Annotated in this window: 20 protein-coding genes, 1 pseudogene and 1 riboswitch; of the genes and pseudogenes, 14 read left to right on the top strand and 7 right to left on the bottom strand. The window is 73.3% G+C overall.

Going from position 1 to position 25366, the window contains the following annotated elements:
* Nucleotides 1-375: 375 nt before the first annotated feature.
* A riboswitch (ZMP/ZTP riboswitch) is annotated at nucleotides 376-461 on the top strand.
* 22 nt (nucleotides 462-483) lie between these two features.
* Nucleotides 484-1332, top strand: a complete 849-nt coding sequence (locus ACTYVM_RS30935) for a bifunctional 5,10-methylenetetrahydrofolate dehydrogenase/5,10-methenyltetrahydrofolate cyclohydrolase (RefSeq protein ID WP_445529138.1) — start codon at nucleotides 484-486, stop codon at nucleotides 1330-1332.
* A gap of 139 nt (nucleotides 1333-1471) precedes the next feature.
* Nucleotides 1472-2701 (top strand): glycosyltransferase, encoded by a 1230-nt coding sequence (locus ACTYVM_RS30930; protein ID WP_445529200.1) that lies wholly within the window; start codon nucleotides 1472-1474, stop codon nucleotides 2699-2701.
* 73 nt (nucleotides 2702-2774) lie between these two features.
* Here the strand turns inward: ACTYVM_RS30930 and ACTYVM_RS30925 are convergent, their stop codons facing one another.
* The gene (locus tag ACTYVM_RS30925; protein WP_445529137.1) at nucleotides 2775-4745 is read right to left on the bottom strand and encodes a GTP-binding protein; all 1971 of its coding nucleotides are present in this window, start codon (nucleotides 4743-4745) and stop codon (nucleotides 2775-2777) included.
* Between the two features lie 263 nt (nucleotides 4746-5008).
* Between ACTYVM_RS30925 and ACTYVM_RS30920 the strand changes: the two genes are divergently transcribed.
* From ACTYVM_RS30920 to ACTYVM_RS30890, 7 genes are read left to right on the top strand one after another with little or no spacing between them, the layout of a single operon-like run.
* On the top strand, nucleotides 5009-5515 hold the full coding sequence (locus ACTYVM_RS30920; RefSeq protein ID WP_445529136.1) for a (2Fe-2S)-binding protein: 507 nt from the start codon (nucleotides 5009-5011) through the stop codon (nucleotides 5513-5515).
* Complete coding sequence (locus ACTYVM_RS30915; protein WP_445529135.1) at nucleotides 5512-7914, top strand: xanthine dehydrogenase family protein molybdopterin-binding subunit; 2403 nt, start codon at nucleotides 5512-5514, stop codon at nucleotides 7912-7914. Before ACTYVM_RS30920 ends, ACTYVM_RS30915 begins: the two co-directional genes overlap by 4 nt.
* Nucleotides 7911-8765, top strand: coding sequence for an FAD binding domain-containing protein (locus ACTYVM_RS30910; RefSeq protein WP_445529134.1), 855 nt, complete (start codon nucleotides 7911-7913; stop codon nucleotides 8763-8765). Before ACTYVM_RS30915 ends, ACTYVM_RS30910 begins: the two co-directional genes overlap by 4 nt.
* A gap of 6 nt (nucleotides 8766-8771) precedes the next feature.
* Nucleotides 8772-9656, top strand: coding sequence for an AAA family ATPase (locus ACTYVM_RS30905; protein ID WP_400028684.1), 885 nt, complete (start codon nucleotides 8772-8774; stop codon nucleotides 9654-9656).
* Nucleotides 9656-10897 carry a vWA domain-containing protein gene (locus tag ACTYVM_RS30900; protein WP_445529199.1) on the top strand — a complete coding sequence of 414 codons (1242 nt, stop codon included), beginning with the start codon at nucleotides 9656-9658 and terminating at the stop codon, nucleotides 10895-10897. Before ACTYVM_RS30905 ends, ACTYVM_RS30900 begins: the two co-directional genes overlap by 1 nt.
* A 2-nt stretch (nucleotides 10898-10899) precedes the next feature.
* Nucleotides 10900-12006 (top strand): XdhC family protein, encoded by a 1107-nt coding sequence (locus tag ACTYVM_RS30895; RefSeq protein ID WP_445529133.1) that lies wholly within the window; start codon nucleotides 10900-10902, stop codon nucleotides 12004-12006.
* 15 nt (nucleotides 12007-12021) lie between these two features.
* Complete coding sequence (locus ACTYVM_RS30890; protein ID WP_445529132.1) at nucleotides 12022-12705, top strand: SRPBCC family protein; 684 nt, start codon at nucleotides 12022-12024, stop codon at nucleotides 12703-12705.
* A 402-nt stretch (nucleotides 12706-13107) separates the two neighbouring features.
* Here the strand turns inward: ACTYVM_RS30890 and ACTYVM_RS30885 are convergent, their stop codons facing one another.
* Nucleotides 13108-13614, bottom strand: a complete 507-nt coding sequence (locus ACTYVM_RS30885) for a metallophosphoesterase family protein (RefSeq protein ID WP_445529131.1) — start codon at nucleotides 13612-13614, stop codon at nucleotides 13108-13110.
* 125 nt (nucleotides 13615-13739) lie between these two features.
* Between ACTYVM_RS30885 and ACTYVM_RS30880 the strand changes: the two genes are divergently transcribed.
* The 4 genes from ACTYVM_RS30880 (at nucleotide 13740) to ctaF (ending at nucleotide 17393) form a co-directional block, all read left to right on the top strand.
* Nucleotides 13740-14201: a MarR family winged helix-turn-helix transcriptional regulator gene (locus tag ACTYVM_RS30880; protein ID WP_445529130.1), complete on the top strand. Its 462-nt coding sequence runs from the start codon at nucleotides 13740-13742 to the stop codon at nucleotides 14199-14201.
* Nucleotides 14202-14250: 49 nt separating this feature from the next.
* Nucleotides 14251-14838, top strand: coding sequence for a hydrolase (locus ACTYVM_RS30875; RefSeq protein ID WP_445529129.1), 588 nt, complete (start codon nucleotides 14251-14253; stop codon nucleotides 14836-14838).
* A gap of 492 nt (nucleotides 14839-15330) precedes the next feature.
* Complete coding sequence (gene ctaD, locus ACTYVM_RS30870) at nucleotides 15331-17007, top strand: aa3-type cytochrome oxidase subunit I (protein ID WP_445529128.1); 1677 nt, start codon at nucleotides 15331-15333, stop codon at nucleotides 17005-17007.
* The gene (gene ctaF / locus ACTYVM_RS30865) at nucleotides 17004-17393 is read left to right on the top strand and encodes an aa3-type cytochrome oxidase subunit IV (RefSeq protein WP_445529127.1); all 390 of its coding nucleotides are present in this window, start codon (nucleotides 17004-17006) and stop codon (nucleotides 17391-17393) included. Before ctaD ends, ctaF begins: the two co-directional genes overlap by 4 nt.
* On the opposite strand, the gene qcrB is transcribed toward ctaF, so the two are convergent.
* The 5 genes and pseudogenes from qcrB to tnpA form a co-directional block, all read right to left on the bottom strand.
* Nucleotides 17323-18849 (bottom strand): cytochrome bc1 complex cytochrome b subunit, encoded by a 1527-nt coding sequence (qcrB, locus tag ACTYVM_RS30860; protein ID WP_445529126.1) that lies wholly within the window; start codon nucleotides 18847-18849, stop codon nucleotides 17323-17325. The two genes, ctaF and qcrB, sit on opposite strands and share 71 nt — an antisense overlap.
* A complete protein-coding gene (locus ACTYVM_RS30855) occupies nucleotides 18846-19163 on the bottom strand; it encodes a hypothetical protein (RefSeq protein WP_445529125.1) in 318 nt (105 codons plus the stop codon). Before ACTYVM_RS30855 ends, qcrB begins: the two co-directional genes overlap by 4 nt.
* Nucleotides 19164-19261: 98 nt before the next feature.
* Nucleotides 19262-21709, bottom strand: a complete 2448-nt coding sequence (locus ACTYVM_RS30850) for a SpoIIE family protein phosphatase (RefSeq protein WP_445529124.1) — start codon at nucleotides 21707-21709, stop codon at nucleotides 19262-19264.
* A gap of 243 nt (nucleotides 21710-21952) precedes the next feature.
* Nucleotides 21953-23218 carry a S1 family peptidase gene (locus tag ACTYVM_RS30845; protein WP_445529123.1) on the bottom strand — a complete coding sequence of 422 codons (1266 nt, stop codon included), beginning with the start codon at nucleotides 23216-23218 and terminating at the stop codon, nucleotides 21953-21955.
* Nucleotides 23219-23732: 514 nt separating this feature from the next.
* A pseudogene (gene tnpA / locus ACTYVM_RS30840) lies at nucleotides 23733-24175 on the bottom strand (IS200/IS605 family transposase).
* A gap of 75 nt (nucleotides 24176-24250) precedes the next feature.
* On the opposite strand from tnpA, the gene ACTYVM_RS30835 reads away from it, so the two are divergent.
* The coding region (locus ACTYVM_RS30835; RefSeq protein ID WP_445529122.1) for an RNA-guided endonuclease InsQ/TnpB family protein at nucleotides 24251-25366 on the top strand (1116 nt) is incomplete at its 3' end.

The following is a 25366-nucleotide window of genomic DNA, read 5'->3' as shown; positions in this document are numbered from 1 at the left end:
TCGGTAAGGGCACCGAGGGGCCCCTGATCTGCGCGGATGGGTGGACGGGCGGGGCGGCGGGGCGTGAGCGCCCGGCCTCCCCGGCGGTGGGCCAAAGGAGCTGGAACCCGCCGGCGGACGAAGCGCTCGCGGGCAGCGCGGTCCGGCCCGTGACCGAGACGGCGCGTCCGAGGGCGGCGGCCGGGCGTCGAGTGCGGGTCATGCCCTCGGCAACTCCGTCCGGGCCGGCCCGGACACGGTCCGCGGGCCGCGCTCACCCGTCGGGCGCAACGCCCGGACCGCGTTCGCACCACCGCGACACGCCGCACCGGATGCAGCAGTTCGTCGTGCGGCGCGCACGGCACGCGACCGCGGCGGGCCGGGTCGGTTAGGGTGAGGCGGGGCCGTGACTGGCGCTGAGGTGGAGCACCACCGGGGAGCGGCCCACGCAGAGTCGTGAGCCGCGCGCCTGGGCGATTTCCCTCGAACGCCCAGGAGTGGACCATGTCCCAGGCCCGTTTGATGGACGGCACCGCGCTCGCCCGCCGTGTCGTCGAGCAGACCGCGCAGAAGGCCGCCGCACTCACCGAGCGCACCGGTACGGCGCCCTGTCTGGCGACCGTGCTGGTCGGTGAGGACCCCGCCTCCGTCACCTATGTGCGGATGAAGCAGAACCGCTGCCGCAAGGCCGGCATCGACTCCCGCCGTGTGGTACTTCCGGCCGCGACCACCACCGAGGAGCTGGTCGGCACGCTGCGCTCGCTGTCCGGGGATCCCGCCGTGCACGGCATCCTGCTCCAGCATCCCGTCGGCGAGCACATCGACGAGCGGGCCGCGTTCGAGGCGATCGCGCCCGAGAAGGACGTCGACGGAGTCACCTGCGCCTCGTTCGCGGCGATGAGCTTCGGTCTGCCGGGGTTCGTGTCCTGCACCCCCGGCGGCATCCTGCGGCTGCTCGACGCGTACGACGTCGAGCTCGGCGGGCGCCGTGCCGTGGTGGTGGGCCGCAGCGCGATCCTCGGCAAGCCGGTGGGGATGCTGCTGCTCGCGCGGGACGCGACGGTGACGTACTGCCACTCGCGGACCTCCGACCTGGCGGCCGCCGTGCGCGAGGCGGACATCGTGGTCGCCGCCGTGGGCCGGCCCCGGCTCATCCGCGGCGAGGACGTCAAGCCGGGTGCCGTGGTGATCGACGCGGGCTACAACCCGGGCAACGTCGGCGACGTCGACTTCGACTCCGCCGTGCAGCGGGCCTCGCTGATCACCCCGGTGCCCGGTGGTGTGGGCCCGATGACGATCGCCACGCTGCTGGAGCAGACCGTGACGGCCGCCGCCCGGCAGCAGGGCGTGTGACCGGCGCGTCCCGGGTGGTGCCCTCGTCCCCGGCCCGCGGCGGGGCCCGAGCAGGGGGTGATGGCGCCGACACCCGTCGGGTCGTTCACGGGCGGCGGGCGGCCGCGCGGCCATACTGACCGTCGTGCGCGTAGCGATCATGACGGCGGGATCCCGGGGCGACGTGGCCCCCTTCACCGGACTGGGACACGGCCTGGCTCTCGCGGGTCACGAGGTCACCCTGGTCACGCACGCATGCTTCGAACCGCTGGTCGCGGGCTCGGGCCTCGGCTTCCACCCACTGCCGGTGGACCCGCGGGCCGAATTGGAGTCCTCGCGCGGCCGGGGGCTGCACCGCAGCGCGACCGGCGCGGGCAAGGTGCTCCGCGCCGTGGGGCTGGTGCGGGCGGCCATCGGCCGGATGACGGACGACCTGATCACGGCGGCCGAGAAGAGCGACGTACTGGTGCTCGCCGGCTCGCTCGGGCCGGTCGGGCACGCCATCGCCGAGGGGCTGAACCTGCCCAGCCTGGGCGCCCACCTCCAACCCCTCTCCCCCACAAGGGAGTTCGCCCCTCCGCTGCTGGGCGGCGGACACTGGGGGGCGGCCGCGAACCGCCTCGCCGGGCACGGCGTGAACCTGGCCGTGGAACGGATCTTCTCGGCGGCCGTACCCGCCGTGCGGGCCCGGCTGGGGCTGCCGTCCGCCCCCGCCGGCACCGGGTGGCTCGGCCGCCGGGGACAGTACCGGCCGGTGTACCACGGCTTCAGCCCGCTCGTGGTGCCCAGGCCCCGTGACTGGCGCGGTGCGCTCCAGGTGTGCGGGTACTGGTGGCCGTACGACCGTTACACACAGCTCCCCGACGGTCTGTGGGACTTCCTCGACTCGGGGCCCCCACCGGTCTACGTGGGGCTGGGCAGTGCCACCGTGCCCGACCCCGGGCGGTTCAGCGACACCCTCGTGCGCGCGCTGCGCCGGGCCGGGCTGCGTGGTGTGGTCCAGCGGGGCTGGGCCGGTCTTGAGGCGTCCGGCGAGGACATGCTGACCATCGGCGAGGTACCGCACGCGGCGCTCTTCCCGCGGCTGGCGGGCGTGGTGCACCACGCCGGGGCGGGCACGACCGCGGCCGGGCTGCGGGCCGGCGTCCCCGCGGTGCCCGTGCCCGTGCAGTTCGACGAGGGCTTCTGGGCCGATCGGCTCGTCGGTCTCGGCGTGGCACCCTGCGCGGTCCCGCTGCGCGGCCTCACCGCGGACCGCCTCGCCGCGGCCCTGATCCGGGCCACCCGGGACTACGGGCACCGCGAACGGGCGCGAGCCCTCGGCGCCCGCATCCGCGCGGAGAACGGCCTGGCGCCGGTACTGGGCGCGGTCGAACAACTCGCCCGCTGAGCACCGCCTCCGGGCCGCCGCCGACCGGACACCCGCGGGCCGGCGGCGGCTCCGCCGGTCCGCGGCGGCCGGGTCAGCGGCCCACCCGGCAGGTCAGGTTGAGCAGGTACTCCTTGCGGTCCAGTGGGTTGTGGTCGGTGCGGGGGCGTTCGGGGACCGTGTCGCCCGTGACCGGGGCGTAGTGGTCGAAGGCGCTCTCCAGGTCGCCCTCGCCGCGGGTCAGCCCCGGCAGCCGCTGCTCCAGCGCGTGGACCCGGGCGGCCGGGACGCCGCCCTCCAGGAGGCACACGGAACCGCGGGTGACCGTCGTCCGCGGCACGGCCCGCAGTGCGGACAGCACCGGCAGCAGGGCGCCGAGCATGTCCGCCGGGGCCTCGACGCGGAAGCGGTGCACCGGCTCGTGGACCAGCGTGCCCGCGCGGCGCAGCGCCTCGATCAGCACCAGCGGGGTCAGGCCCCGGAAGTCGGCCCCGGTGCTCGACATGCTCTTGTCGAAGCCCTGGTGGGCGTGGCTCTGCCGGGGGCAGTAGCCGCAGTGGGTGAGGGTGACCGTGCAGTCGGTGACCTGCCAGCCGTGCAACCCCTGCCCGAGGGTCTCGCGCACGGTGTCCTCCACCGCCTTGAAGAAGGCGTACGGCATCGCGCCCAGCTCGACCTCCAGGCGGAAGCCGACCCCGGAGCCGGCCGGCGCGGGGTCGACGCGCAGTCCGACGGTGGCCAGGAAGGGGTTGCCGCCCTTCTTGACGAACTCCGCGGCCGCGCCCGTGCCCACCGGCCGCTCGACGCACAGCGGCGTCGTCTCCCGGAAGGAGACGGACAGCCCGAACTCGTCGTCGAGCGTGGCCTGGAGGACCTCCTTCTGCACCTCCCCGTAGAGGGACACGGAGGTCTCCTGCCGCAGCTCGTCGTGGCGCAGCCCGATCAGCGGGTCCTGTTCGGCCAGCCGGGTGAGCGCGAGGTGCAGGGCCCCGCCGCTCACGCCGGGGCCCGGTACGACGACGGTCTCCAGGGTCGGCGGCGCGAAGAAGCGCTCGCGGGCCGCGCCGGGTTCGCCGACGGCGTCGCCGATCCGGACGTCGGCCAGGCCCCACAGTCTGGCGATGCGCCCCGCGGACACGGCGTCGGCGCGGACGTCCGTGCCGTGGTCGAACACGCCGATCGCGGTGACCCTGCCCTCCGTGCGGGCGTCACCGTACGGCACCCGGTCCCGCACCCGGAGCGTGCCGGAGAGCATCCGCGCGTACGCCACCTTCTCTCCCGCGAGGCCCCGCTCGACCTTGAACACGGTGGCCGAGACGGGTCCGCCGGGGTCGCCGCCCGCGGCGGGCAGCAGTTCCTTGATGCCTGCGACCAGTGCGTCCACTCCGGCACCGGTGATCGCGGAGCCGAAGTACACCGGGTGCACGAGGGCCTGCCGGGTCTGGGCGGCGAGGGCGGCGCGCAGATGGTCGCGGGAGAGCCTGCCGTCGACGTACGCGGCCAGCAGGTCGTCGTCGTGCTCGGCGAGGACGTCCGGCGCGGACGGGCCGAGGCCGGGGACGAAGCGGGCCTCGCGGGCGCCGATCCCCGTCACCCGCCCCATGGGCACGACGGCCGGTGTCAGCCGCCGGGCGACGGCGCGCAGCAGTTCCTCCTGCCGCGCGCCCCGCCGGTCGACCTTGTTGACGAAGAGCAGGGTCGGGATGCGCAGCCGCCGCAGGGTGCGCATCAGGACGCGGGTCTGCGCCTGGACGCCCTCGACGGCGGAGACCACGAGCACCGCGCCGTCGAGCACGCCGAGCACCCGCTCCACCTCGGCGATGAAGTCGGGGTGGCCGGGGGTGTCGATGAGGTTGACGGTCACGTCGTCGACCGGGAAGGAGACGACGGCGGACTTGATGGTGATGCCGCGCTGCCGCTCCAGCGCGAGGGTGTCGGTCCGCGTGCTGCCGGCGTCGACGCTGCCGATCTCGTCGATCACCCCCGCGGAGTGCAGCAGCCGTTCGGTCAGGCTGGTCTTACCTGCGTCGACGTGCGCGAGAATGCCGAGGTTGAGCAAGTGCACAGGGCGTCATGTCCTTCTTGATGGCGGGGATTCCTTCCGGGGTGGACATGGACGCTGTGCGCATGGGTGCTCCTCGCTCGGTGACGACGTGGTGACGTGCAGTGCAGCAGAGCCGGGAGCGTCAGGGCAATGGATTAACCGTCAACTAAGCCTTTCGCAGCACTCGCCGCCGCCCGGACGCGGTCATAGAGTGACGTACACCACCCGGTCGGCGACATTTCGCCCATTCCCCAACCCTGCCCATACGGTTCCCTGGAGGGAACATGGCCCACATCTCGGTCACGGTGGACGGCACGGTGTACGAGGACGAGGTGGAACCCCGTCTTCTGCTGGTCCACTATCTGCGCGACCGCCTCGGACTGACCGGTACCCCGATCGGCTGCGACACCTCGAACTGCGGAGCCTGCACGGTCGAGCTGGACGGCGCGAGCGTCAAGAGCTGCACGGTGCTGGCGGTCCAGGCGGACGGCGGCGTGGTGACCACGATCCAGGGGCTGGCGAAGGACGGCGAGTGGACGGACCTCCAGCGCGCGTTCCACGAGCGGCACGCGCTCCAGTGCGGCTACTGCACCCCCGGGATGATCATGGCCGCGCGCGATCTGCTCCGGGAGAACCCCCGCCCCGGTCCCGGCGAGGTGCGCAAGGCGCTGGAGGGCAACCTGTGCCGGTGCACCGGTTACCAGAACATCGTCCGCGCGGTGCTCGCCGTCGCCGAGGGGAAGGCGGCCTCCGGTGAGCGGACCGGGTCCGCCCAGGAGGTGACGGCATGACCGACCAGGCCGTCGAACGCGAGGTCGGCAGGGCCCGGCTCCGCAAGGAGGACGCCCGGCTGATCACCGGTCAGACCCACTGGACCGACAACATCAGCGTCACCGGACTGCTGCACCTGGCCGTCCTGCGCAGCCCCATGGCCCACGCCCGCATCGAACGGATCGACGTCTCCCCCGCCCTCGAGCGGCCCGGGGTCGTCGCCGCCTTCAGCGGCCGCGACCTCGCCGCGGGACTGGGTTCGCTGCCCTGCGCCTGGCCGGTCACCGAGGACATGGTGCTGCCGGACCATCCGCCGGTCGCGGTCGACGAGGTGCGCCACGCCGGTGACCCGGTGGCGGTCGTGGTGGCCCGCGACCGGTACGCGGCGGCCGACGCGCTGGAGGCGGTCGAGGTCGACTACGAGCCCCTTCCGCCGGTCCTGGACCTGGAGGAGGCGCTCGCCGAGGACGCCCCGCTGGTCCACGCCGAGAAGGGCACCAACCGCGCCTATGTGTGGCCGTTCAGGACCGGCGAGGACTTCGAGGCCGTCAGGCAGCTCGCCGACGTCGTCGTCAAACGCCGCTACCGGCAGCAGCGCCTCATCCCCAACGCCATGGAGCCGCGTGCGGTCGTCGTCACCCCGCTGGCCGCCTCCGGGGAGTTCACGGTGTACTCGGCGACGCAGATCCCGCACATCCTGCGGGTCATGCTCTCGGTGGTCACCGGCGTGCCCGAGCACAAACTGCGGGTGGTCGCGCCCGACGTGGGCGGCGGCTTCGGCTCCAAGCTCCAGGTGTACGGCGAGGAGGCCATCGCCGTCGAGGTCGCGCGCAGGCTGGGACGGCCGGTGAAGTGGACCGAGTCCCGCTCCGAGGGCTATCTGGCCACCCACCACGGCCGCGGCATGATCCAGGACGTCGAGATCGCCGCGACCCGCGAGGGCCGGCTGCTCGGACTCAAGGTGGACCTGCTCGCCGACATGGGCGCCTACCTGATGCTGGTGACGCCCGGCATCCCGATCCTGGGCGCGTTCATGTACCCGGGGATCTACAAGATGGACGCCTACGAGTTCCACTGCACCGGCGTGTTCACCACCCGCACCCCGACCGACGCCTACCGCGGCGCCGGGCGCCCGGAGGCCACGTACGCCATCGAGCGGGCCATGGACGAACTGGCCGCCGAGGTCGGCCTGGACCCGGTGGAGGTGCGGCGGCGGAACTGGATCCGGCACGAGGAGTTCCCGTACACCTCCGTCGCGGGCCTGACCTACGACAGCGGGAACTACGAGGCGGCGACCGAGAAGGCGCTCGCCCTGTTCGGGTACGACGACCTGCGCGCCGAGCAGCGCGGGCGCGACGAGCGCGGGGACAGCGTGCGCCTGGGCATCGGGGTGTCGACGTACACGGAGATGTGCGGGCTGGCGCCCAGCCGGGTGCTGCGGGACCTCAGGTACTCGGCCGGCGGCTGGGAGGCGGCGGGCATCCGCATGCTGCCCACCGGCAAGGTCGAGGTGGTCACCGGCACCAGCCCGCACGGGCAGGGGCACGTGACCTGCTGGAGCCAGATCGCCGCGGACGTGCTGGGTGTGCCGTTCGAGGACGTCGAGGTGCTGCACGGCGACACCCTGGCGGCGCCGCAGGGCATGGACACCTACGGCTCGCGCTCGCTGGTCGTGGGCGGTTCGGCGGTGCACAGGGCCGCCGAGAAGGTGGTGGACAAGGCGCGGAGGGTCGCGGCGCACCTGCTGGAGGCCGGCGAGGACGACCTGGAGTTCAAGGGCGGCGTGTTCTCGGTGAAGGGCTCGCCCGAGGCGCGCAGGACCATCCAGGAGGTCGCGTTCGCGACGTTCACCTCGCACGACGTGCCCGACGGCATGGAACCCACCCTCAACTCCGAGTACCTGCTCGACCCGGAGAACTTCTCCTACCCGCACGGCACCCATCTGTGCGCGGTCGAGGTCGACACCGAGACCGGGCAGACCCGTATCCGCTCCTACGTGTGCGTGGACGACGTGGGCCGGGTGGTCAACCCGGCGATCGTCGAGGGGCAGGTGCACGGCGGACTGGCCCAGGGCATCGCGCAGGCGCTGTACGAGGAGGCCGTGTACGACGCGGAGGGCAACCTGGTCTCCGGCACGATGGCCGACTACCTGGTGCCGTCGGCGGCGGACCTGCCCGAGTTCGTGACCGACCGGACCGAGACGCCTGCGGTCTCCAACCCGCTCGGCGCCAAGGGCGTCGGCGAGGCGGGCACCATCGCCTCGACCCCCGCCGTCGTCAACGCGGTCGTGGACGCGCTGCGCCCGCTGGGCGTGCACGACGTGCGGATGCCGTGCACCCCCGAGCGGGTCTGGGAGGCCGTGCGGTCCGCGCGGTCGGCTCAGTCGTCCACTTCGCCGGGGAAGGAGGCCTCGGCATGATTCCCGCCGCATTCGACTACGCCCGCCCGACCAGCCTCGACGAGGCCGTACGCACCCTCGCCGAGGCGGGCGAGGACGCCAAGGTGCTGGCCGGCGGGCAGAGCCTGCTGCCGCTGCTGCGGCTGCGCCTGGCCTTCCCCGAACTCGTCGTCGACATCGGGCGGATCCCCGGGCTGCGCGGGGTCCGCGAGGACGGCGACACGCTCTCCATCGGCGCGCTGACCACGCACCACGATGTCGTCCGCGACCCGCTGGTGCGGCGGCACGCGGGCCTGCTCGCCCAGGCCACCGGGACGGTGGCCGATCCCGCCGTACGGCACCGGGGCACCCTCGGCGGCTCGCTCGCGCACGCCGACCCGGCCGGGGACCTGCCCGCGGTGGCGCTGGCGCTGGACGCCGAACTGGTCGCCGAGGGGCCGGGCGGGCGGCGCGCTATCCCGGCGCGCGAGTTCTTCGCCGACTATCTGCAGACCGCGCTGGCCCCCGACGAACTCCTGGTGGAGGTACGGGTGCCCAAGCGGGAGGGCTGGGGGTTCCACTACGAGAAGTTCCACCGGGTGGCCCAGGCCTGGGCGATCGTCGGCGTGGCCGCCCTGGTGCGGCGCGAGGCCGGGCACATCGCCGAGGCGCGGATCGGCCTGACCAACATGGGCGCGACCCCGCTGCGGGCCACGCCGGCGGAGGAGGCGCTGGCCGGTGCCGGGGACGCCGACGCGGTGGCGCGGGCCGCCGGGTCGGCGGCCGAGGGCACCCGGCCCTCGCGGGACGCGTCGGCCTCGCCCGAGTACCGGGCGCATCTGGCGCGGGTGCTGACCAAGCGGGCGGTCCTGGCCGCCGCCGGAATGGGGTGAACGCCGATCACTTCCCTGGACAGCCCCGAGCAGGTGCGCTCCCGCCTGGAGCAGACCGGCTACCTCGTCGACGACGGGCTCGCCGTCGCCTGCTTCCTGGCGCTGCGGCTGCACCGGCCGGTCTTCTGCGAGGGCGACGCGGGCGTCGGCAAGACGGCGCTCGCCTCCGCCCTCGCCGAGGTGCTCGACGCGCCCCTGATCCGGCTCCAGTGCCATGAGGGCATCGACGCCTCCCAGGCGCTGTACGACTGGGACTTCCCCCGTCAGCTGCTGCATCTGCGGGCCGCCGAGGCCGCCGGGGTCAGGGACGCCGAGCGGCTGGAGCACGAGCTGTACGACCGGCGGTTCCTGGTCGCCAGGCCACTGCTGCGGGCCCTGCAGACCCAGCCGTCGGTGCTGCTGGTCGACGAGATCGACCGGGCCGACGACGAGTTCGAGGCGTTCCTGCTGGAGGTGCTGTCGGAGTTCCAGGTGACGATTCCGGAGCTGGGCACGCTGCGGGCCGAGGTTCCGCCGGTGGTCGTCCTGACCTCCAACCGCACCCGCGAGGTGCACGACGCGCTGAAGCGCAGGTGTCTGTACCACTGGTTCGACCATCCCGGCTTCGGCCGCGAACTCGCCATCGTCCGGCGCCGGTTGCCGCAGGTGTCGGCCCGGCTCGCGGAGCAGGTGACCGCGCTGGTGCAGGCGTTGCGCGCCGAGGACCTGCTCAAGCCGCCGGGCGTGGCCGAGACCCTGGACTGGGCACGTGCCCTGGACGCCCTCGGCGCGGACGAGGTGGACGCGGAGCTGGCGGTCGCCACCCTGGGCTCGGTCCTGAAGTACCGCGAGGACACGGACCGGGCCCGCTCCCTGGACTTCGCGGCGGTCCTCGCGGGACGGGGAGCGTGATCGGCGTGACCGGGCGAGGGCAGGGACACCCCGAGGCGCACGAAGGCGGCGGCGCGGGACGCGGCACGGGCACCGGGACCGGTGGCCGTGGGCCGGGGGGTGATGCCGCGCTGCTGGGTTTCGCCCGGGCGTTGCGGGCCGCCGGGGTCGCGGCGAGCGCCGAGCGGGTGCACGCCTTCCTGCGCGCGGTGGACGCCCTGCGCCCCGAACTGCGGACGGACGTGTACTGGGCGGGCCGGGTGACGCTGTGCGGGGACCGGGACGACCTGGCACGCTACGAACGGGTGTTCGCCGCGTACTTCGGCACCGACGGGACACCGGCCCGCCCGGCCCGGACCGCTCCCCCGCCCCCGCCGCGGCTGGTGCTGCGGGAGGCGCCCGCCGGGTCTCGCACCGGCCCGCCCGGAGAGGAGCGCCAGGGGCCGCCCACCGCGACGCTCGCCGGCTCCGCCGAGGTGCTGCGCCACCGCGACGTGGCGGAGCTGGACCCCGCGGAACGCGCGCAGGTGCGCCGGCTGCTCGCCGCGTTCGCGCTGCGCGGGCAGCCGCGGCGCACCGCGCGGCGACGGCCTGCCCGGCGCGGGGACGTCGACCCGCGCCGCACCGTGCGGGAACTGCTGCGGCGGGGCGGCGAGCCCGCCCCGCCGCGGCGGCACACGCGCGCGAAGCGGCCGCGACGGGTGGTGCTGCTGGTCGACGTCAGCGGATCCATGGGGCCCTACGCCGACGCCCTGCTGCGGTTCGCGCACGCCGCCGCCCGGGGACGGCGCACGGAGGTGTTCACCATCGGCACCCGGCTGACCCGGGTGACCCGGGAGCTGTCGCACCGCGAGCCGGACCTGGCCATGGCCGCGGTCGCCGAGGCCGTGCCCGACTGGCGCGGGGGCACCCGCCTGGGCGAGCTGCTGCGGGAGTTCCTCGACCGCTGGGGCCAGCGGGGCATGGCGCGCGGTGCCGTCGTGGTGCTGCTGTCCGACGGGTGGGAGCGCGGCGACCCGCAGGTGCTCGCCGCCCAGATGCGGCGCCTGCACCGGCTCGCGCACCGGGTGGTCTGGTCCAACCCCCGCAAGGCGCGCCCCGGCTACGCGCCGCTGGCCGCGGGGATGGCGGCGGCGCTGCCCAGCGTTGACGACTTCGTCGAGGGTCACAGCCTGGCCGCCCTGGAGCGTCTGGCGGCGGTGGTGCGGGGCGCCGGCCCGGACGCGGCCGGCGGGGTGCCGGGGCCGCGGGAGAGGAGCTGAGCGTGCGGGACATTCTTCCGGTGCTGGAGCGCTGGTACGCGGCGCGGGTGCCGTTCGGCCTCGCCACCGTCGTCACGGTCAGCCGCAGCGCGCCGCGCGAGCCCGGTGCGGCGATGGCCGTGGGCCCGGACGACGAGGTGGTGGGGAGCGTGTCCGGCGGATGCGTGGAGGGGGCGGTGTTCGACCTGGCCCAGGAGGTCGCGGCCGGCGGCGCGCCGCGGGTGGCGACGTTCGGCTACAGCGACGAGGACGCCTTCGCGGTGGGGCTCACCTGCGGTGGTGAGATCTCCGTGCTGGTCAGGCGGGTGACCCAGGAGTCCGACCCGGGCTTCGGGGCGCTCGCCGCGTCCGTCGCGGCGGGCGACCCGGTGACCGTGGCGACGGTGGTCGACGGACCGGCCCCGCGCGGGGCGACGCTCACGGTGTGGCCCCGGGCGGTGGCGGGCACGCTGGGCGCGTCCGGCCTCGACGTGGCGGTGACCGCCGACGCCCGCGGCGAACTCGCCCTGGGCGCCACCGGGCTCAGGCACTACGGGGCGCACGGCGAGCGCCGCGAGGACGCCGTCACGGTGTTCCTCCAGTCCTTCGCGCCGCCGCCGCGGATGCTGGTGTTCGGCGCGATCGACTACGCGGCCGCGGTGGCCCGCATCGGCGCCTTCCTCGGCTACCGCGTCACGGTGTGCGACGCCCGCCCGGTGTTCGCCACGCCGAAACGCTTCCCCGAGGGTGTTGAGGTGGTCGTGGACTGGCCGCACCGCTATCTGCACGGTACGGACACCGACGAGCGCACGGTGATCTGTGTCCTGACCCACGACCCGAAGTTCGACGTGCCGCTGCTGGAGGAGGCGCTGCGCCGGCCCGCCGCCTACGTCGGCGCGATGGGCAGCCGCCGTACCCACCACGACCGCCTCGAACGGCTGATCGACGCCGGCCTGACGGAGGACGAACTCGCCCGGCTGCGCTCCCCGGTGGGTCTCGACCTCGGCGCCCGCACCCCGGAGGAGGTGGCCGTGTCCGTGGCGGCCGAGATCGTCGCGCTGCGCTGGGGCGGCACCGGTGCGCCCCTGACCGCGACCGCCGGAGCCATCCACGCGACCGGCTCCGCCTGAGGACGAGGAGACGTCATGGAGATGCACCACGAGTTCACCGTGCCCGTGCCGGTCGACGACGCCTGGCGGGCGTTCCTGGACATCGAGCGCGTGGCGCCGTGTCTGCCGGGGGCCTCCGTGCAGGAGTACGACGGCAGGACCGTGACCGGTTCGGTCAAGGTCAGGCTGGGGCCGATCATGGTGACGTACAAGGGGACGGCGGTCTTCGAGGAACAGGACGAGGCGGCGCACCGCATGGTCCTCCTCGCCAACGGCCGGGAGACGCGCGGGCAGGGCACGGCGCGGGCCACCGTCACGGGCACGCTTCAGGAGTGTGACGGCGGCACGGCGGTGTCGGTGCGGACCGATCTGACGGTGACCGGCCGCCCGGCGCAGTTCGGGCGCGGGGTGCTGGCGGAGGTGGGCGACCGGCTGGTGGGGCAGTTCGCCGAGTGTCTTTCGCAGCGCCTCGCACAGACGCCTCCCGGCGCCGCCGAGTCTCCTCCCCGCGCCGCCGAGGGTGCCGCAGGGAGCGCTCCGGCAGGGGTGCGCGAGGAGCCCGCGCGGCACGCACCCCGGTCCGCGGAGCCGGAGCCGGAGCCGCTCGACCTGCTGCGCACCGCCGGCGTACCGGTCGCCAAGCGTGCCGCCGCGGCGGTCTGCGTGGCCCTGGCGGTGGCGCTGCTGATCGCGGGCGTACGCCGGCTCCGGCGCCCCTGACCGGCCGGCCGCCGGAGCGGACGGTCGCCGGTCCGTGTCCGGTGCGCAGGGTGCGCGTGAGCCGCGAGCAGCCCCTCGTTGCCACTGTGCCCTGCTGTTTCGACGTGTTTCGGCTTTCGGCCGGGTTTTGCGGATTCGGTGGTGTGAGGTGGTGCGGGAAGGGTACGCGCGCCATCAACGGATGAGGCATGCATGGCCTCCGCAGCACATGTGCCGCACATCCCAGTGGGAAGGAGGTCCGTGACAGCGCACACTCGCAGCGCCCGGGCCGCCGCCACGCACACAGCGGCCCGGATCTCGCCGAGAAGTCGGAAACGAGAAAGGGAAGAGTGACCCCGGGGCAGCCCCTGAGTTCAGGGGCTGCCCTCCTGCGTGGTCACGACGCCGCGCGGTCCCGGGGCCTCACGCGGTCCGGCGCGGCAGCCGGTGCAGTTCCACGTCGGTCAGACGCCCGCGGGTGACGGTCGCGGTCATGTAGGTGCAGTAGGGCTGGCGCCGGCGGTCGGTCGGCGAGCCCGGGTTGAGCAGGCGCAGGCCGGAGGGCGCGGTGGTGTCCCAGGGGATGTGGCTGTGGCCGAAGACCAGGACGTCGAGGTCGGGGAAGCGGGCGGCGCAGCGGGCCTCACGGCCCTGCGCCGGTCCGGTCTCGTGGACGGCGCCGAGGCGCAGCCCGTCCAGGTCGGCCTCGGCCACCTCGGGCAGCCGGGCGCGCAGTTCGGGACCGTCGTTGTTGCCGTACACGCCGATCAGGCGGCGGCTGCGGCTCTCCAGCAGGTCCAGCGTGGCGCTGTCGACCCAGTCCCCGGCGTGCAGGACGACGTCGGCGTGCGGGAGTTCGGCGAGCAGTCGCGCGGGCAGTTCCTTGGCGCGCTTGGGCAGATGGGTGTCGGACATCAGCAGCAGACGCACGGGGTGAGCGTACTGCGGGGCGCTGTCGCGGGGGCGCGGCACACATCCGGCGCGGTACAAATCTTCAGTCAAGACTGTTCAGTCCAGACTGGACAGTTCGGTTCGAGCGGTCCTACGGTGCTGTCATGGATCACCAGGCCGGCGAGGTACCGCCGGGCACCTCCGTCTCCGCCGCGCGGGCCGCCCGCGACCTGCGCGTGGTGTTCAGCCGGTTGCGGCGCCGGATCCGCGAGGTCGCGCGGGACGAGGACCTGACCCCGCCCCAGGTGTCGGCGCTCACCCTGGTCGGCAAGCACGGCGCCGCCACGGCCAGCGCCCTGGCCGCCGCCGAGGGGGTCCGCCCGCAGTCCATGGCCGCCACGCTCGCCGCCCTGGAGCGGCACGGGCTCATTCTGCGCAGCCCCGACCCCGAGGACGGGCGGCGCCAGCTCGTCACCCTGACCGAGGGGGGCCGTGAGCGCATCGCGGGCGACCGGCAGACCCGCGAGGAGTGGCTGACCCGGGCCCTGCAGGACCGTTACACCGAGGCCGAGCGGGACACGCTCCTCGAGGCGCTCGCCCTGCTGGAGCGGCTGATCCAGCCCTGACAAGCACCCCATCACCCCGAACAGCTCACCCCCGAAAGGCCTGCCCCCCATGGCACTCACCGCACTCGACCCGCGCACCGCACTCGTCGTGATCGACCTCCAGGCCGGCATCGTCGCCGCGCCGACCGTCCCGCACTCCGGCACCGAGGTGGTCTCCCGCGCGGTCGCGCTCGCCGACGCGTTCCGCGCCAGGAACCTGCCCGTCGTGCTGGTCCGGGTCTCCTTCGCCGACGACTTCGCCGACGTCCCGCCCGGCCGCACCGAGGCGGTGCGGCCGGGCGGCGGCGCGCGTCCCGAGGGCTGGGACGTGATCGTTCCCGAACTGGCGGGGCACCCCGGCGACATCACCGTCACCAAGCACAACTGGGGCGCCTTCCACGGCACCGACCTCGACGTGCAGCTGCGCCGCCGCGGTGTGACGCAGATCGTGCTGGCCGGCGTCGCCACCAGCATCGGCGTGGAGTCCACCGCCCGCGCCGCCCACGAGCACGGCTACCACGTCACCCTGGCCACCGACGCCATGAGCGACATGGACGCCGAGGCCCACCGGGGCAGCGTGGAGCGGATCTTCCCGCGCCTGGGCGAGACCGGCACCACCGCCGAGGTCCTCGAACTGCTGGCCAAGACGCACGGCTGACGCGGCGCAGGGGCGCGCCCCGCGCCGCGCCCCTCCCCGACCGCCTCCCCGGGCCCCGGCGCCCCGGCACCCGCCTCGGGCCCGGGGCTCAGTCCTCACCCCGCACGATGTTCGACTCGACGCTGTTCGACTCGGCCCCCGTGCGGTCCTTCCGGGGGCCGCCGCGCTCCTCGCGCGCGGGAATACAGGTGCGCACGCCCTCCTCCCGCCTACGGCGGGCCTGCGCCCACCCCGTCTCGGGGTGCCGGACAAGGTGTTTCCCACTGGTGCGCGCGGTCACGACGCCTCATCTTCCTTCCGCGTCGGGTGCTGTGGAGCGGTTCCCTCCGGGACATCGCACTCCAGGCGGCCGGGTCCCCCGGATGCGGCCCCGACAAACCCCGACCGGCACCCGCCCCCAGGTCACCTGCCGTCGCAGCCCCCGACGCACGCCGGGCCGACGAGGGCGTGGCGCGGGCCCGGTCGCGAGGCAGGGCGGTAGCCTCGCCGCCGATGACCGACATGTCCGAAGCATCCGCATCCGCCACCGAGCGGCCCGCCGCCCGCGTCCGCCCGTTCGGCCGGAAACTGCTGGAGTGGGCCTCGACGACCGATCACAAGGTGATCGGCAGGCTCTACATGGTCACCGCGTTCTGCTTCTTCCTGCTGGCCGGTCTGCTGGCGATGGGGATGCGCGCCGAGCTCGCGCGGCCGGGCCTCCAGTTCATGAACGAGCAGACCTACAACGAGCTCTTCACGATCCACGGCACGATCATGATGCTGCTCTTCGCCACGCCCATGTTCGCGGGCTTCACCAACGCGGTGATGCCGCTGCAGATCGGCGCCCCCGACGTGGCCTTCCCCCGCCTGAACGCCCTGTCGTACTGGATGTACCTCTTCGGCGGGCTCATGGTCGTGTCGGGCTTCCTCGTGCCCGGCGGCTCGGCGGCCTTCGGCTGGTTCGCCTACGCGCCGCTCAACAGCGCGTACTACTCCCCCGGCGCGGGCGGCGACCTGTGGGTGATGGGGCTGGTGGTGACGGGTGTGTCGACGACGCTCGGCGCGGTCAACTTCATCACCACGATCATCACCCTGCGCGCACCCGGGATGACGATGTTCCGGATGCCGATCTTCACCTGGAACGTGCTGTTCACCTCGGTCCTGGTGCTGCCCGCCTTCCCGGTGCTGACCGCCGCGCTGCTCGCCCTGGAGGCGGACCGGAAGTTCGGGGCGCACGTCTTCGACGCGACCAACGGCGGGGCGCTGCTGTGGCAGCACCTGTTCTGGTTCTTCGGCCACCCGGAGGTCTACATCGTCGCGCTGCCGTTCTTCGGGATCGTCAGTGAGATCATCCCGGTCTTCTCCCGCAAGCCGCAGTTCGGGTACCTGCCGATGATCGGGGCGACCATCGCGATCACCATGCTGTCCGCGGTGGTGTGGGCGCACCACATGTTCGCCACCGGCGCGGTGCTGCTGCCGTTCTTCTCGATCATGTCGTTCCTGATCGCGGTGCCCACCGGGATCAAGTTCTTCGCCTGGATCGGGACGATGCGGGGCGGCTCGCTGTCGTTCGAGACGCCGATGCTGTGGTCGTTCGGCTTCATGGTGTCGTTCCTGCTGGGCGGGCTCAGCGGGGTGCTGATCGCCTCGCCGCCGCTGGACTTCCACGTGACCGACTCGTACTTCATCGTGGCGCACCTGCACTACGTGCTGTTCGGCACCGTGGTGTTCGCGATGTTCGCCGGCTTCTACTTCTGGTGGCCCAAACTGACCGGGAAGATGCTGGACGAACGCCTCGGCAAAATCCATTTCTGGCTGCTGTTCCCCGGCTTCCAGCTGACCTTCCTGGTGCAGCACTGGCTCGGCGCGGAGGGGATGCCCCGCCGGTACGCCGACTACCTGCCCGCCGACGGCTTCACCCTCCTGAACACCCTCTCCTCGGCGGGGGCGTTCCTGCTCGGCGCGTCCACCCTGCCCTTCCTCTACAACGTCTGGCACACCTCGCGGTACGGACGGAGGGTCACCGTGAACGACCCCTGGGGGTACGGGCGCGCCCTGGAGTGGGCGACCTCCTGCCCGCCGCCGCGGCACAACTTCGACGCGTTGCCCCGGATCCGCTCGGAGGCCCCCGCCTTCGACCTGCACCACCCCGACATCGTGCAGCGGGCGGAACTGGAGGGACACCGATGAAGGTGGAGTCCCTGCTCTTCGGCGGCGTCGCGCTCTTCTTCGGTGGCAGCGCCGCCCTGTACGGCGTCTGGTCGGGCGAGCCGGCCGGCACCGCGGCACTGGTCATCGCGTGCGGGATGGCGGCGCTGGTCTCCTTCTTCTGCCTGATCCAGTACCGGCGCAAGGGGGTACGCCCGCAGGACCGCCGTGAGGCCGAGGTCGCCGACGCCACCGGGCCGCTGGAGTTCTTCCCGCCCGAGAGCACCTGGCCGATCACCACCGCGCTGGGCTTCTCGGTCAGCGCGCTGGGCGTGGTCTACGGGCTGTGGCTGTTCCTCATCGGTCTCGGGGTGCTCGCGCGGGGGGTTGCGGGGATGGCTTTCCAGTACGTGCACCGGGGCGAGTGACGACCGGCCCGGCCGGGGCCCCGGGGCGGCGGGACTCGACGGGGCGGTGGCCGCTCTCGTAGCCCCCGGTGACGGACTGGCGCACCTCGCCGGTCTCCTCGCCCTGTGCGAGGGTCTCCCGCTCCTTGGCCAGCAGGGCGTGGCACAGGGCCCGGGTGACCAGGAAGGCGACGACGGGGGCCAGCACGAACGCGATCCGCAGCACCCAGGTGATCGTGTTCACGGAGACCCGGAAGGCGGCGGCGATGACGTCGTTGCCGCCCTCCAGCAGCAGCACGCCGTAGAAGACGATCCCGGCGACGCCGAGGCCGGTGCGCACGGGACGCTCCCGCGGCCGGTCGCACAGGTGGTGTTCCTCGCGCCACTCCCCCGTCAGCCGCTGCTCGGCGAACGGATACGCGTACAGGACGGCGAACAGCAGTGCCGGCAGGACGACCGCCGGCAGGAGGGCGTTCCACATGATCGTGTGCCCGGCCACGTTCGTCTCCCAGGCCGGCATCAGCCGCAGCGAGCCCTCCAGGAACCCGACGTACCAGTCCGGCTGGGAGCCCGTGGACGCCTGGTCCGGCCGGTAGGGGCCGTACGTCCACACCGGGTTGATCTGGGCGATCCCGGCGAGCAGGACCAGCACGCCGAAGACGGTGAACTGAAGACCCAGCGAGGAGGCGGTGAACTGGGGGTAGAGCGGCTTGCCCCGTACGTTGCGGTTGCCGCGGCCCGGGCCCCGCCAGTGGGTGTGCTTGAGGTAGAAGACGAGGATCAGGTGCACGACGACCAGCGCGATCAGGGCACCGGGCAGCAGCAGGATGTGCAGGCTGTACAGCCGGGGGATGATCACCTGCCCGGGGTACTGGCCGCCGAACACGAAGAAGCTGACGTAGGTGCCGATCACCGGCAGGGACAGCATGATCGCCTGGGCGATGCGCAGCCCGGTGCCGGAGAGCAGGTCGTCGGGCAGGGAGTAGCCCGCGAAGCCCTCGGCGACGGCGAGGGCGAACAGCGTCACCCCGATGACCCAGTTGATCTCCCTGGGCCTGCGGAAGGCGCCGGTGAAGAAGATCCTCAGCAGGTGCGCGCCGATCGCGGCGACGAAGACGAGCGCCGCCCAGTGGTGGGCCTGGCGCAGCAGCAGCCCGCCGCGGATGTCGAAGCTGATGCGCAGGGTGGAGTCGAACGCCTCCGACATGAGCACCCCGCGCAGCGGCGCGTACGAGCCCGTGTAGGCGATCTCGCTCATCCCCGGCTGGAAGAACAGGGTCAGCCACACACCGGTCAGGACCAGCACGAGCAGGCTGTACAGGGCGAGTTCGCCGAGCAGGAACGACCAGTGCTCGGGGAACGCCTTGCGCATCAGGCCGCCGCCCTCGGACACCGGGAGCCGGGCGTCCAGGTAGCCGGTGAGCCGCTCACCGGCCCCGGCGCCGCGCGCCGTGCGCCCGCGCCGTGCGGGGCTCATGTCCGCCCCGCTCCGCCGCCCTCGTCCCGGCCGCCCTCGCCCGGCTCCGGCGCCGAACGCGCGGCCCTCTCCACGTCGGCCTCGATCTCGGTGCGCGGCTTGCCCTCGTCGCTCGCGTACTCGCCCAGGGCGCCCTGGAGATCACGGGCCAGGTCGCGCCAGGCCCGCCACGCCGTCTCGTACGTCTCGCTCTGCGTTCCGGTCCACTGCGCCTGCGCGGGCGGTCCGTAGTTCAGCCGCAGCTGCTCGACCCGGGCGTGTGCCTCGTCGGCCGCCCGCTGCTTGGCCACGAGCTCTTCGAAGGTGTGTGACACAGCCCGGACCCTAAGCACGACCGGCACGCGCGGCGGGCCCGACCTGCCGGGCGGGGACGCGGCGCACCCGTGTGGCGGGTCGGGGCCCGCGGGCGGTCTCACAGCACCAGTTCGCTCCACACCTGCTTGCCGCCGCCGGCCGGCACGGCGCCCCAGGCCGCCGACACGGCCTCGACGAGGAGGATGCCGCGGCCGCCGGTGGCCTGCCAGCCGATGCTGGTCGGCTTGACCGGGGTGCGGGGAGAGGCGTCGGCGACGGCCACGCGCAGCCGCCGGTCGACGAGGGTGAGGTCCAGGCGGACCTGGCCGTCGGTGTGCACGAGGGCGTTGGTGACCAGTTCGGACACGACGAGCAGCACGGCGTCGGTGTCCTCCGTGACACCCCAGGAGCGCAGGGTGCGCCGGGTGAAGCGGCGGGCGTGCCGGACGGCTTCGGGCACCCGCCACACCGACCAGCTCTCCCTGAGCGGGCGTACGGCCATGCCGTCGTAGCGCATCAGCAGCAGCGCGATGTCGTCGTCGCGGCCCGCGCCGGTCAGCAGGAGGTCGGCGACCGGGCCGAGACGGGAGGGGTCGGCGGCGGCCAGGCCGTGGGCGAGCCGCGCCAGGCCCTCGTCGATGTCGGTGTCCGCGGACTCGACCAGGCCGTCGGTCGTCAGGGCGAGCACCGTGCCGGGTTGCAGGCGCAGCGGCGTCATCGGGAAGTCGGCCTGCGCCAGTACGCCGAGCGGGGGCCCGCCCTCGCCCTCCGCGATCTCGGTACGGCCGTCGGGGTGGCGCAGCACGGGCGGAGGGTGCCCGGCGCGTACGCACCAGGCGGAGCCCTGCTCCATGTCGACCTCGACGTAGGCGCAGGTGGCGAACAGGTCGGTCTCCATCTCCAGCAGGAGGCGGTTGGCGTGCGAGACGACCACGTCCGGCGGGTGGCCCTCGGCGGCGTAGGCGCGCAGGGCGGTGCGCATCTGGCCCATCAGGGTGGCGGCGCCCGCGTTGTGGCCCTGCACGTCGCCGATGACGAGGGCCACGTGGTGGTCGGGCAGCGGAATCACGTCGTACCAGTCGCCGCCGACCTCCAGTCCGGCCGTGGCCGGCAGATAGCGGGCCACGGCCTCGGCACCGGGCAGCTCCGGCAGGCGGCGGGGCAGCAGGGTGCGCTGGAGCATGCCGACGAGTTCGTGCTCGGCGTCGAAGGCGCGGGCACGCAGCAGGGCCTGCCCGGCCAGGCCGGCCGAGGCGGTGAGCAGGGCGCGCTCGTCGGGGCCGAAGTCGTGCGGGCGGTCCCAGCCGATCAGGCAGGCGCCCGCCATGCGGCCGGCCGCGGGCAGCGGCAGGACCGCGAGGCCGCCCGGGCCGACGTCGGCGAGGGCCGGTTCGAGGGCGGTCCCGGCGGGCCAGATCTGGGGGCGGCCCTCGCGCAGCGCGGCAGCCAGGGTGGGCATGGTCCGCACCGGCGCGTCCGGCCACTCGGTGCGCCATTGGAGGCGCCACAGCTCGGGCCAGGCCTGAGGTGCGGGCGGGTCGAGGACGGTGACGACCAACCGGTCGTTCTCCAGCTCGGCCAGGGCGATCCGGTCGGCCCCCAGGGGTGTGCGCAGCGCGGCCACCACCGCCCGGCCGACGTCCCGGACGGTGCCGGCGGTCGCCAGGGCGGCGGCGAGCCGCTGGACGCGGGCGACGTCGGTGACGCCGGGGCGCGGCGCGGAGGCGTCGGCGACGGTGCCGACCAGGCGGGCCGGGTGGCCCTCGCCGCCGGGCAGCAGCCGTCCGCGCAGCCGCAGCCACCTGGGCGGGCCTCCCGGTCGCAGGGCGCGGAATTCCAGTTCGCGCTCGCCGATGGACATGTGGTCGGCCTCGACCACGGACATCAGGGACGGCAGGTCCTCCGGCTCGGTCCGTGCGAGCAGCGTCTCCACCTTGCCGTCGAAGCCGGACCGGACGATGCCGAACAGGTCCAGGATGTGCTCGCCGACCTCCACTCTCCCGCTGTCCATGGCGAGGCTGAACGCGTCCGGCGGCAGTTCCCCGCCCTGGGCGGCCTCCGCGGCGGCGGGGCACGCGACGGCCTCGGCGATCAGTGCGAGGGTGTCGCGGTCCTCGCTGCCGAAGCCGGCCGGTTGGCCGGTGACGGCGAGCAGCGCGCCGCCGTCCGGCCCGCGCAGGGGCAGCGCGGCCAGGAAGAAGGCGTCCTGGGCCGGCATCCGCCGGAAGTCGGCGGAGCCGGCGAGTTCCTCGGGTTCCGGCCACACGGCCTGCCCGGTGCGGCAGGCGTCGGCCACCGGGGAGCGGCCGGCCAGGCGGTAGCTGTCCCGCAGCCCGTACAGGGTCCGGGGCACGCCGGCCGACTCGGACAGGCACAGGGCCTCGCCCGTGGCGGCGCGGACGTAGACGCCGGCGAACGCGGCCCCGGTGAAGACCAGGGCCTGCTCCAGCACGCGGCGCAGCCGGTCGGGGGAGGCCGGTGCGGAGATGAGCGTCCTGAGAGCGAGTTCGGCGCGCGGGGTTCCCGTTCTTCGTGCTGTAGCGCCCTCACTGACCACGTTGGTCATTACAGCGCGTATCGGCCGGTTACGCAGCCCCTGGGACAGTTCCGGGATTTCTGTTCCGGAAGTTCTGGGGGGACGATCGGTCCGGCCCTTCACGGGGAGGGCCGGACCGATCCGCTGACCGGCCGGTGCCGCCGGCCGGCAGGCCGGTCGGTGGCGTGGGGGGGGGAGCCGGTCAGCGACCCGGGCGAGCGGCTCAGGGGACAGCCGCTCGGCGGGCCGTTCAGTGGCCGTTCGGTGGGCCGTTCAGTGGGTCCGGGTGCGCCCGGCGCCGTACGACGCGCCGGGGTTGTGGGTGCCGGCGCCGGAGTGGTCGTCGCCGCCGGACCGCTGACCGTCGGCGGCACCCGCGTCGGCCGCGGCACCGTCGCCGTCGCTCGCGCCGAGCGTCGCGCCCGTCGCCCTGAGGGCGGTGGTGACCGGCTGGAAGAAGGTCTCGCCGCCCCGGGTGCAGTCGCCGCTGCCGCCCGAGGTGAGGCCGACCGCGCCGCCGTCCTGGGTGAACAGGGGGCCGCCGCTGTCGCCTGGCTCGGCGCAGACGTCGGTCTGGATGAGGCCGGTGACGGTGTCGACACCGCCGGTCTCGCTCTGGAAGTTGACGGTGGCGTCGAGGCCGGTGACCGTGCCGTTGTGCAGTCCGGTGGTGCTGCCCATGCGGAACACCGTCGCGCCGACGGTGGCCTCGGCCGCCCCGGTGATCTCGACGCTCTGCCCGTTGCCGACGTCGACCGTGCTCGGCGCCCGCGTGTTCGGATCGTCGTACGTGACCAGGGCGAGGTCGCTGCCGGGGAAGGTGGCCTGGTCCACCGTGGCCACCGGTGCGCCGTTCTGGGAGTCGGACCACTGCCCGGCCGCGACGCCGCAGTGCCCGGCGGTCAGGAAGGCGGGGCTGCCGTCGCCCGCGGTGACGTTGAAGCCGAGGGAGCAGCGGACGGTGCCGCCCTGCGTGCGGGCGAAGAGGGCGTCGCCGCCGGCGGCGAAGGTCCTGAAGGTGCCGGCGGACTTCTTCAGCGTCGCCATGCCGGAGCCGAGGACGCGGACGGTGGACTGGAGCCTGTCCCAGTCGGCGCCGGTGACCGTGCTGTCGGCGGTGACGACGACCTTGTTGGTGCGGGGGTCGACCGCCCAGGAGGTGCCGGGGATGGAGGCGTCGGCCTTCAGGGTCCGCGCCGCGGACTGCAGGGCGGCGGTGCTGTTGCCGACCTTGCGGACGGTCGCGCCCGCCTTCCTCGCCCGGAGGACGGCGTCGGCGTCGCCGCCCGCCACGTTGACGACGAGCCGCCGTTCGGCGCTGTCGTAGTAGGAGCCGGCGAAGGAGTCGTCGAGCGTCGTGGCGAGCCGTACGGAAAGGCCGGAGGCGTCCGCGGCCGCGAGGGTCCTGGGAGTGGCGTCGTCCGCCGCGCCGTCCTGGGAGGCGTTGGCGTTCGGAAGCAGCATCGCCGCCGCGCCGAGCGCCACCGCGCCGCCCGCTGCTATCGCGGCCCTGCGCTTCGGAATTCGCTTGTGACTCAAACTTCTCGACCTCCTGGGGACGGGGCCCGTGCCGCCGTCCGTGGCGGTTGGGGGACGCCTGGACGGCTGTTGGTACGCAGGAGGCGGGCGCCGCGTTCAATCCCGTTCGCCAACTGCCCGCGGGTCATGCGGAATCCGTCAACTCACCGGCCCGGCGCGATCCGTTGACACACCTCGTGATCGCACGGCGACGGTCGGTCGCGAACAGGAAGCGGAATCCGGGCTTCAGCGAATCTGCACATCGAATGCCCAGTGAGGTCACCGCGGTCGGAGGATCCGAACAACCGCGCGCCCCCCACGAGGCGTTCGGCGTCCGGCTCCGGATACACCGGCGCATGGGCAAGGGAGGCCCTGTACCGATGCGGTGCGGTGCGTGAAGAAGTCGCCGCCATGCCGTTGCCGGGCCTGCACGGTTGTCCGGCCCTACCGACAACTCCCCTGGTGGGATGCCTGGTTGAGTGGAAGCGGCGGGCCGCGCCGCGCTTACCGGGACTCTTGCAGAAGGCCCCGGCGTTCACGCCGGGGATGAATGCGTCTCAAGACTGCTCTGACGTGCACCTTGGAGCGGGTGTTTTTGCTGCTTGATGTATTGGCGGATGATCGCCAACGGTGCTCCGCCGCCTGATGCGGAGAAGTACGAGGGCGACCACAGGTGCCCGTGCATGATGGCGCGGTTGATCTGGCCGGCGAACTCTCCCCCAGCCTTCGGCCGGGAGGTACCCCCTGCCGTATCCGGCGGGCGGAAACGCCCTTGAGGCTGTTGACCAGCTTGGAGACGGTGACCTTGGGCGGGTAGTGCACCAGGAGGTGGATGTGATCGCGTTCGCCGTTGAACTCCTTCAGCTCCGCCTCGAAGTCCTCGCACACCTTGCGCATGATCTCTTCGCAGCGCGTCAGCATCTCGTCGTTGAAGACGCCGCGCCGGTACTTGGTCACAAAGACCAAGTGCACATGCATCGCCGAGACAACGTGCCTGCCACGCCTGTAGTCGTTCTCCTGATCCACGAGACCAATCGAAGTAGGGTCGTGGTCATGCAGCTCCGCTACAACTACCGGGCCTACCCGGACGCCTCCCAGCGCCGTGCGCTGGCGCGTGCGTTCGGGTGCGCCCGCGTCGTGTGGAACGACTGCCTGCGCGACCGGAAGGAAGCGCACGCGGCAGGACTGCCGTACCCGAAGTCGGCAGATCTGTCCCGACTGCGCATCACCCAGGCCAAGCGCACCGAAGAACGCGCCTGGCTCGCCGACGTGTCGGCGGTCGTCCTGCAACAGTCCCTGCGGGACCTGGACACCGCCTACCAGAACTTCTTCGACTCGATCAAGGGCAAGCGACAGGGCCACAAGGTCGGCCCGCCCCGGTACAAGTCGAAGAAGGACACCCGGCAGTCGATCCGCCTCAACACCAACGCCTTCTCCCTGAAGGAAGACGGCACGGTGTACGTGGCCAAGGTCGGCCATCTCAAGGCCAGGTGGTCCCGTCGGCTTCCGGCGGCGCCCACGTCCCTGACTGTCACCAAGGACAGCTGTGGCCGGTACTTCCTCAGCTTCGTCGTGGACACCGAGCCGGACATCCTCCCCGAGTTGGAGACGGAGTCCGGTATCGACCTGGGCCTGTCCGCCTTCGCCGTCCTGTCCGACGGCAGCAAGATCGACAGCCCCCGCTTCCTGCGCCGGGCCGAGAAGAAGCTCAAGCGCCTTCAGCGGGAGCTGTCCCGCAAGGTGAAGGGATCGAAGAACCGGGCCAAGGCCCGTATCAAGGTCGCTCGCCAGCACGCCAGGGTGGCGGACCGGCGCCGGGACTGGCACCACAAGGCTTCCACACAGATCATTCGCGACAATCAAGCGGTGTACGTGGAAGACCTCGCGGTGTCCGGCCTCGGGCGCACCCGACTCGCCAAGTCCGTGCACGACGCGGGATGGTCCGCGTTCGTCGGCATGCTGGAGTACAAGGCGGTCAAGCACGGCCGCACCTTCGCCAAGGTGAACCGGACCTTCCCGTCCTCTCAGATCTGCTCGGCCTGCGGATTCAGGGACGGACCCAAGCCCCTGCACGTCCGGGAGTGGACGTGCGGCCAGTGTGCCACCGTGCACGACCGTGACCACAACGCAGCACGCAACGTCCTCTTCGAAGGACGCCGAATCGTCGCC

It is taken from the genome of Streptomyces cyslabdanicus (genome assembly GCF_052663305.1).
The sequence above is the reverse complement of the archived record's forward strand: the minus strand, read 5'-3'. Positions and strand labels throughout refer to the sequence as shown.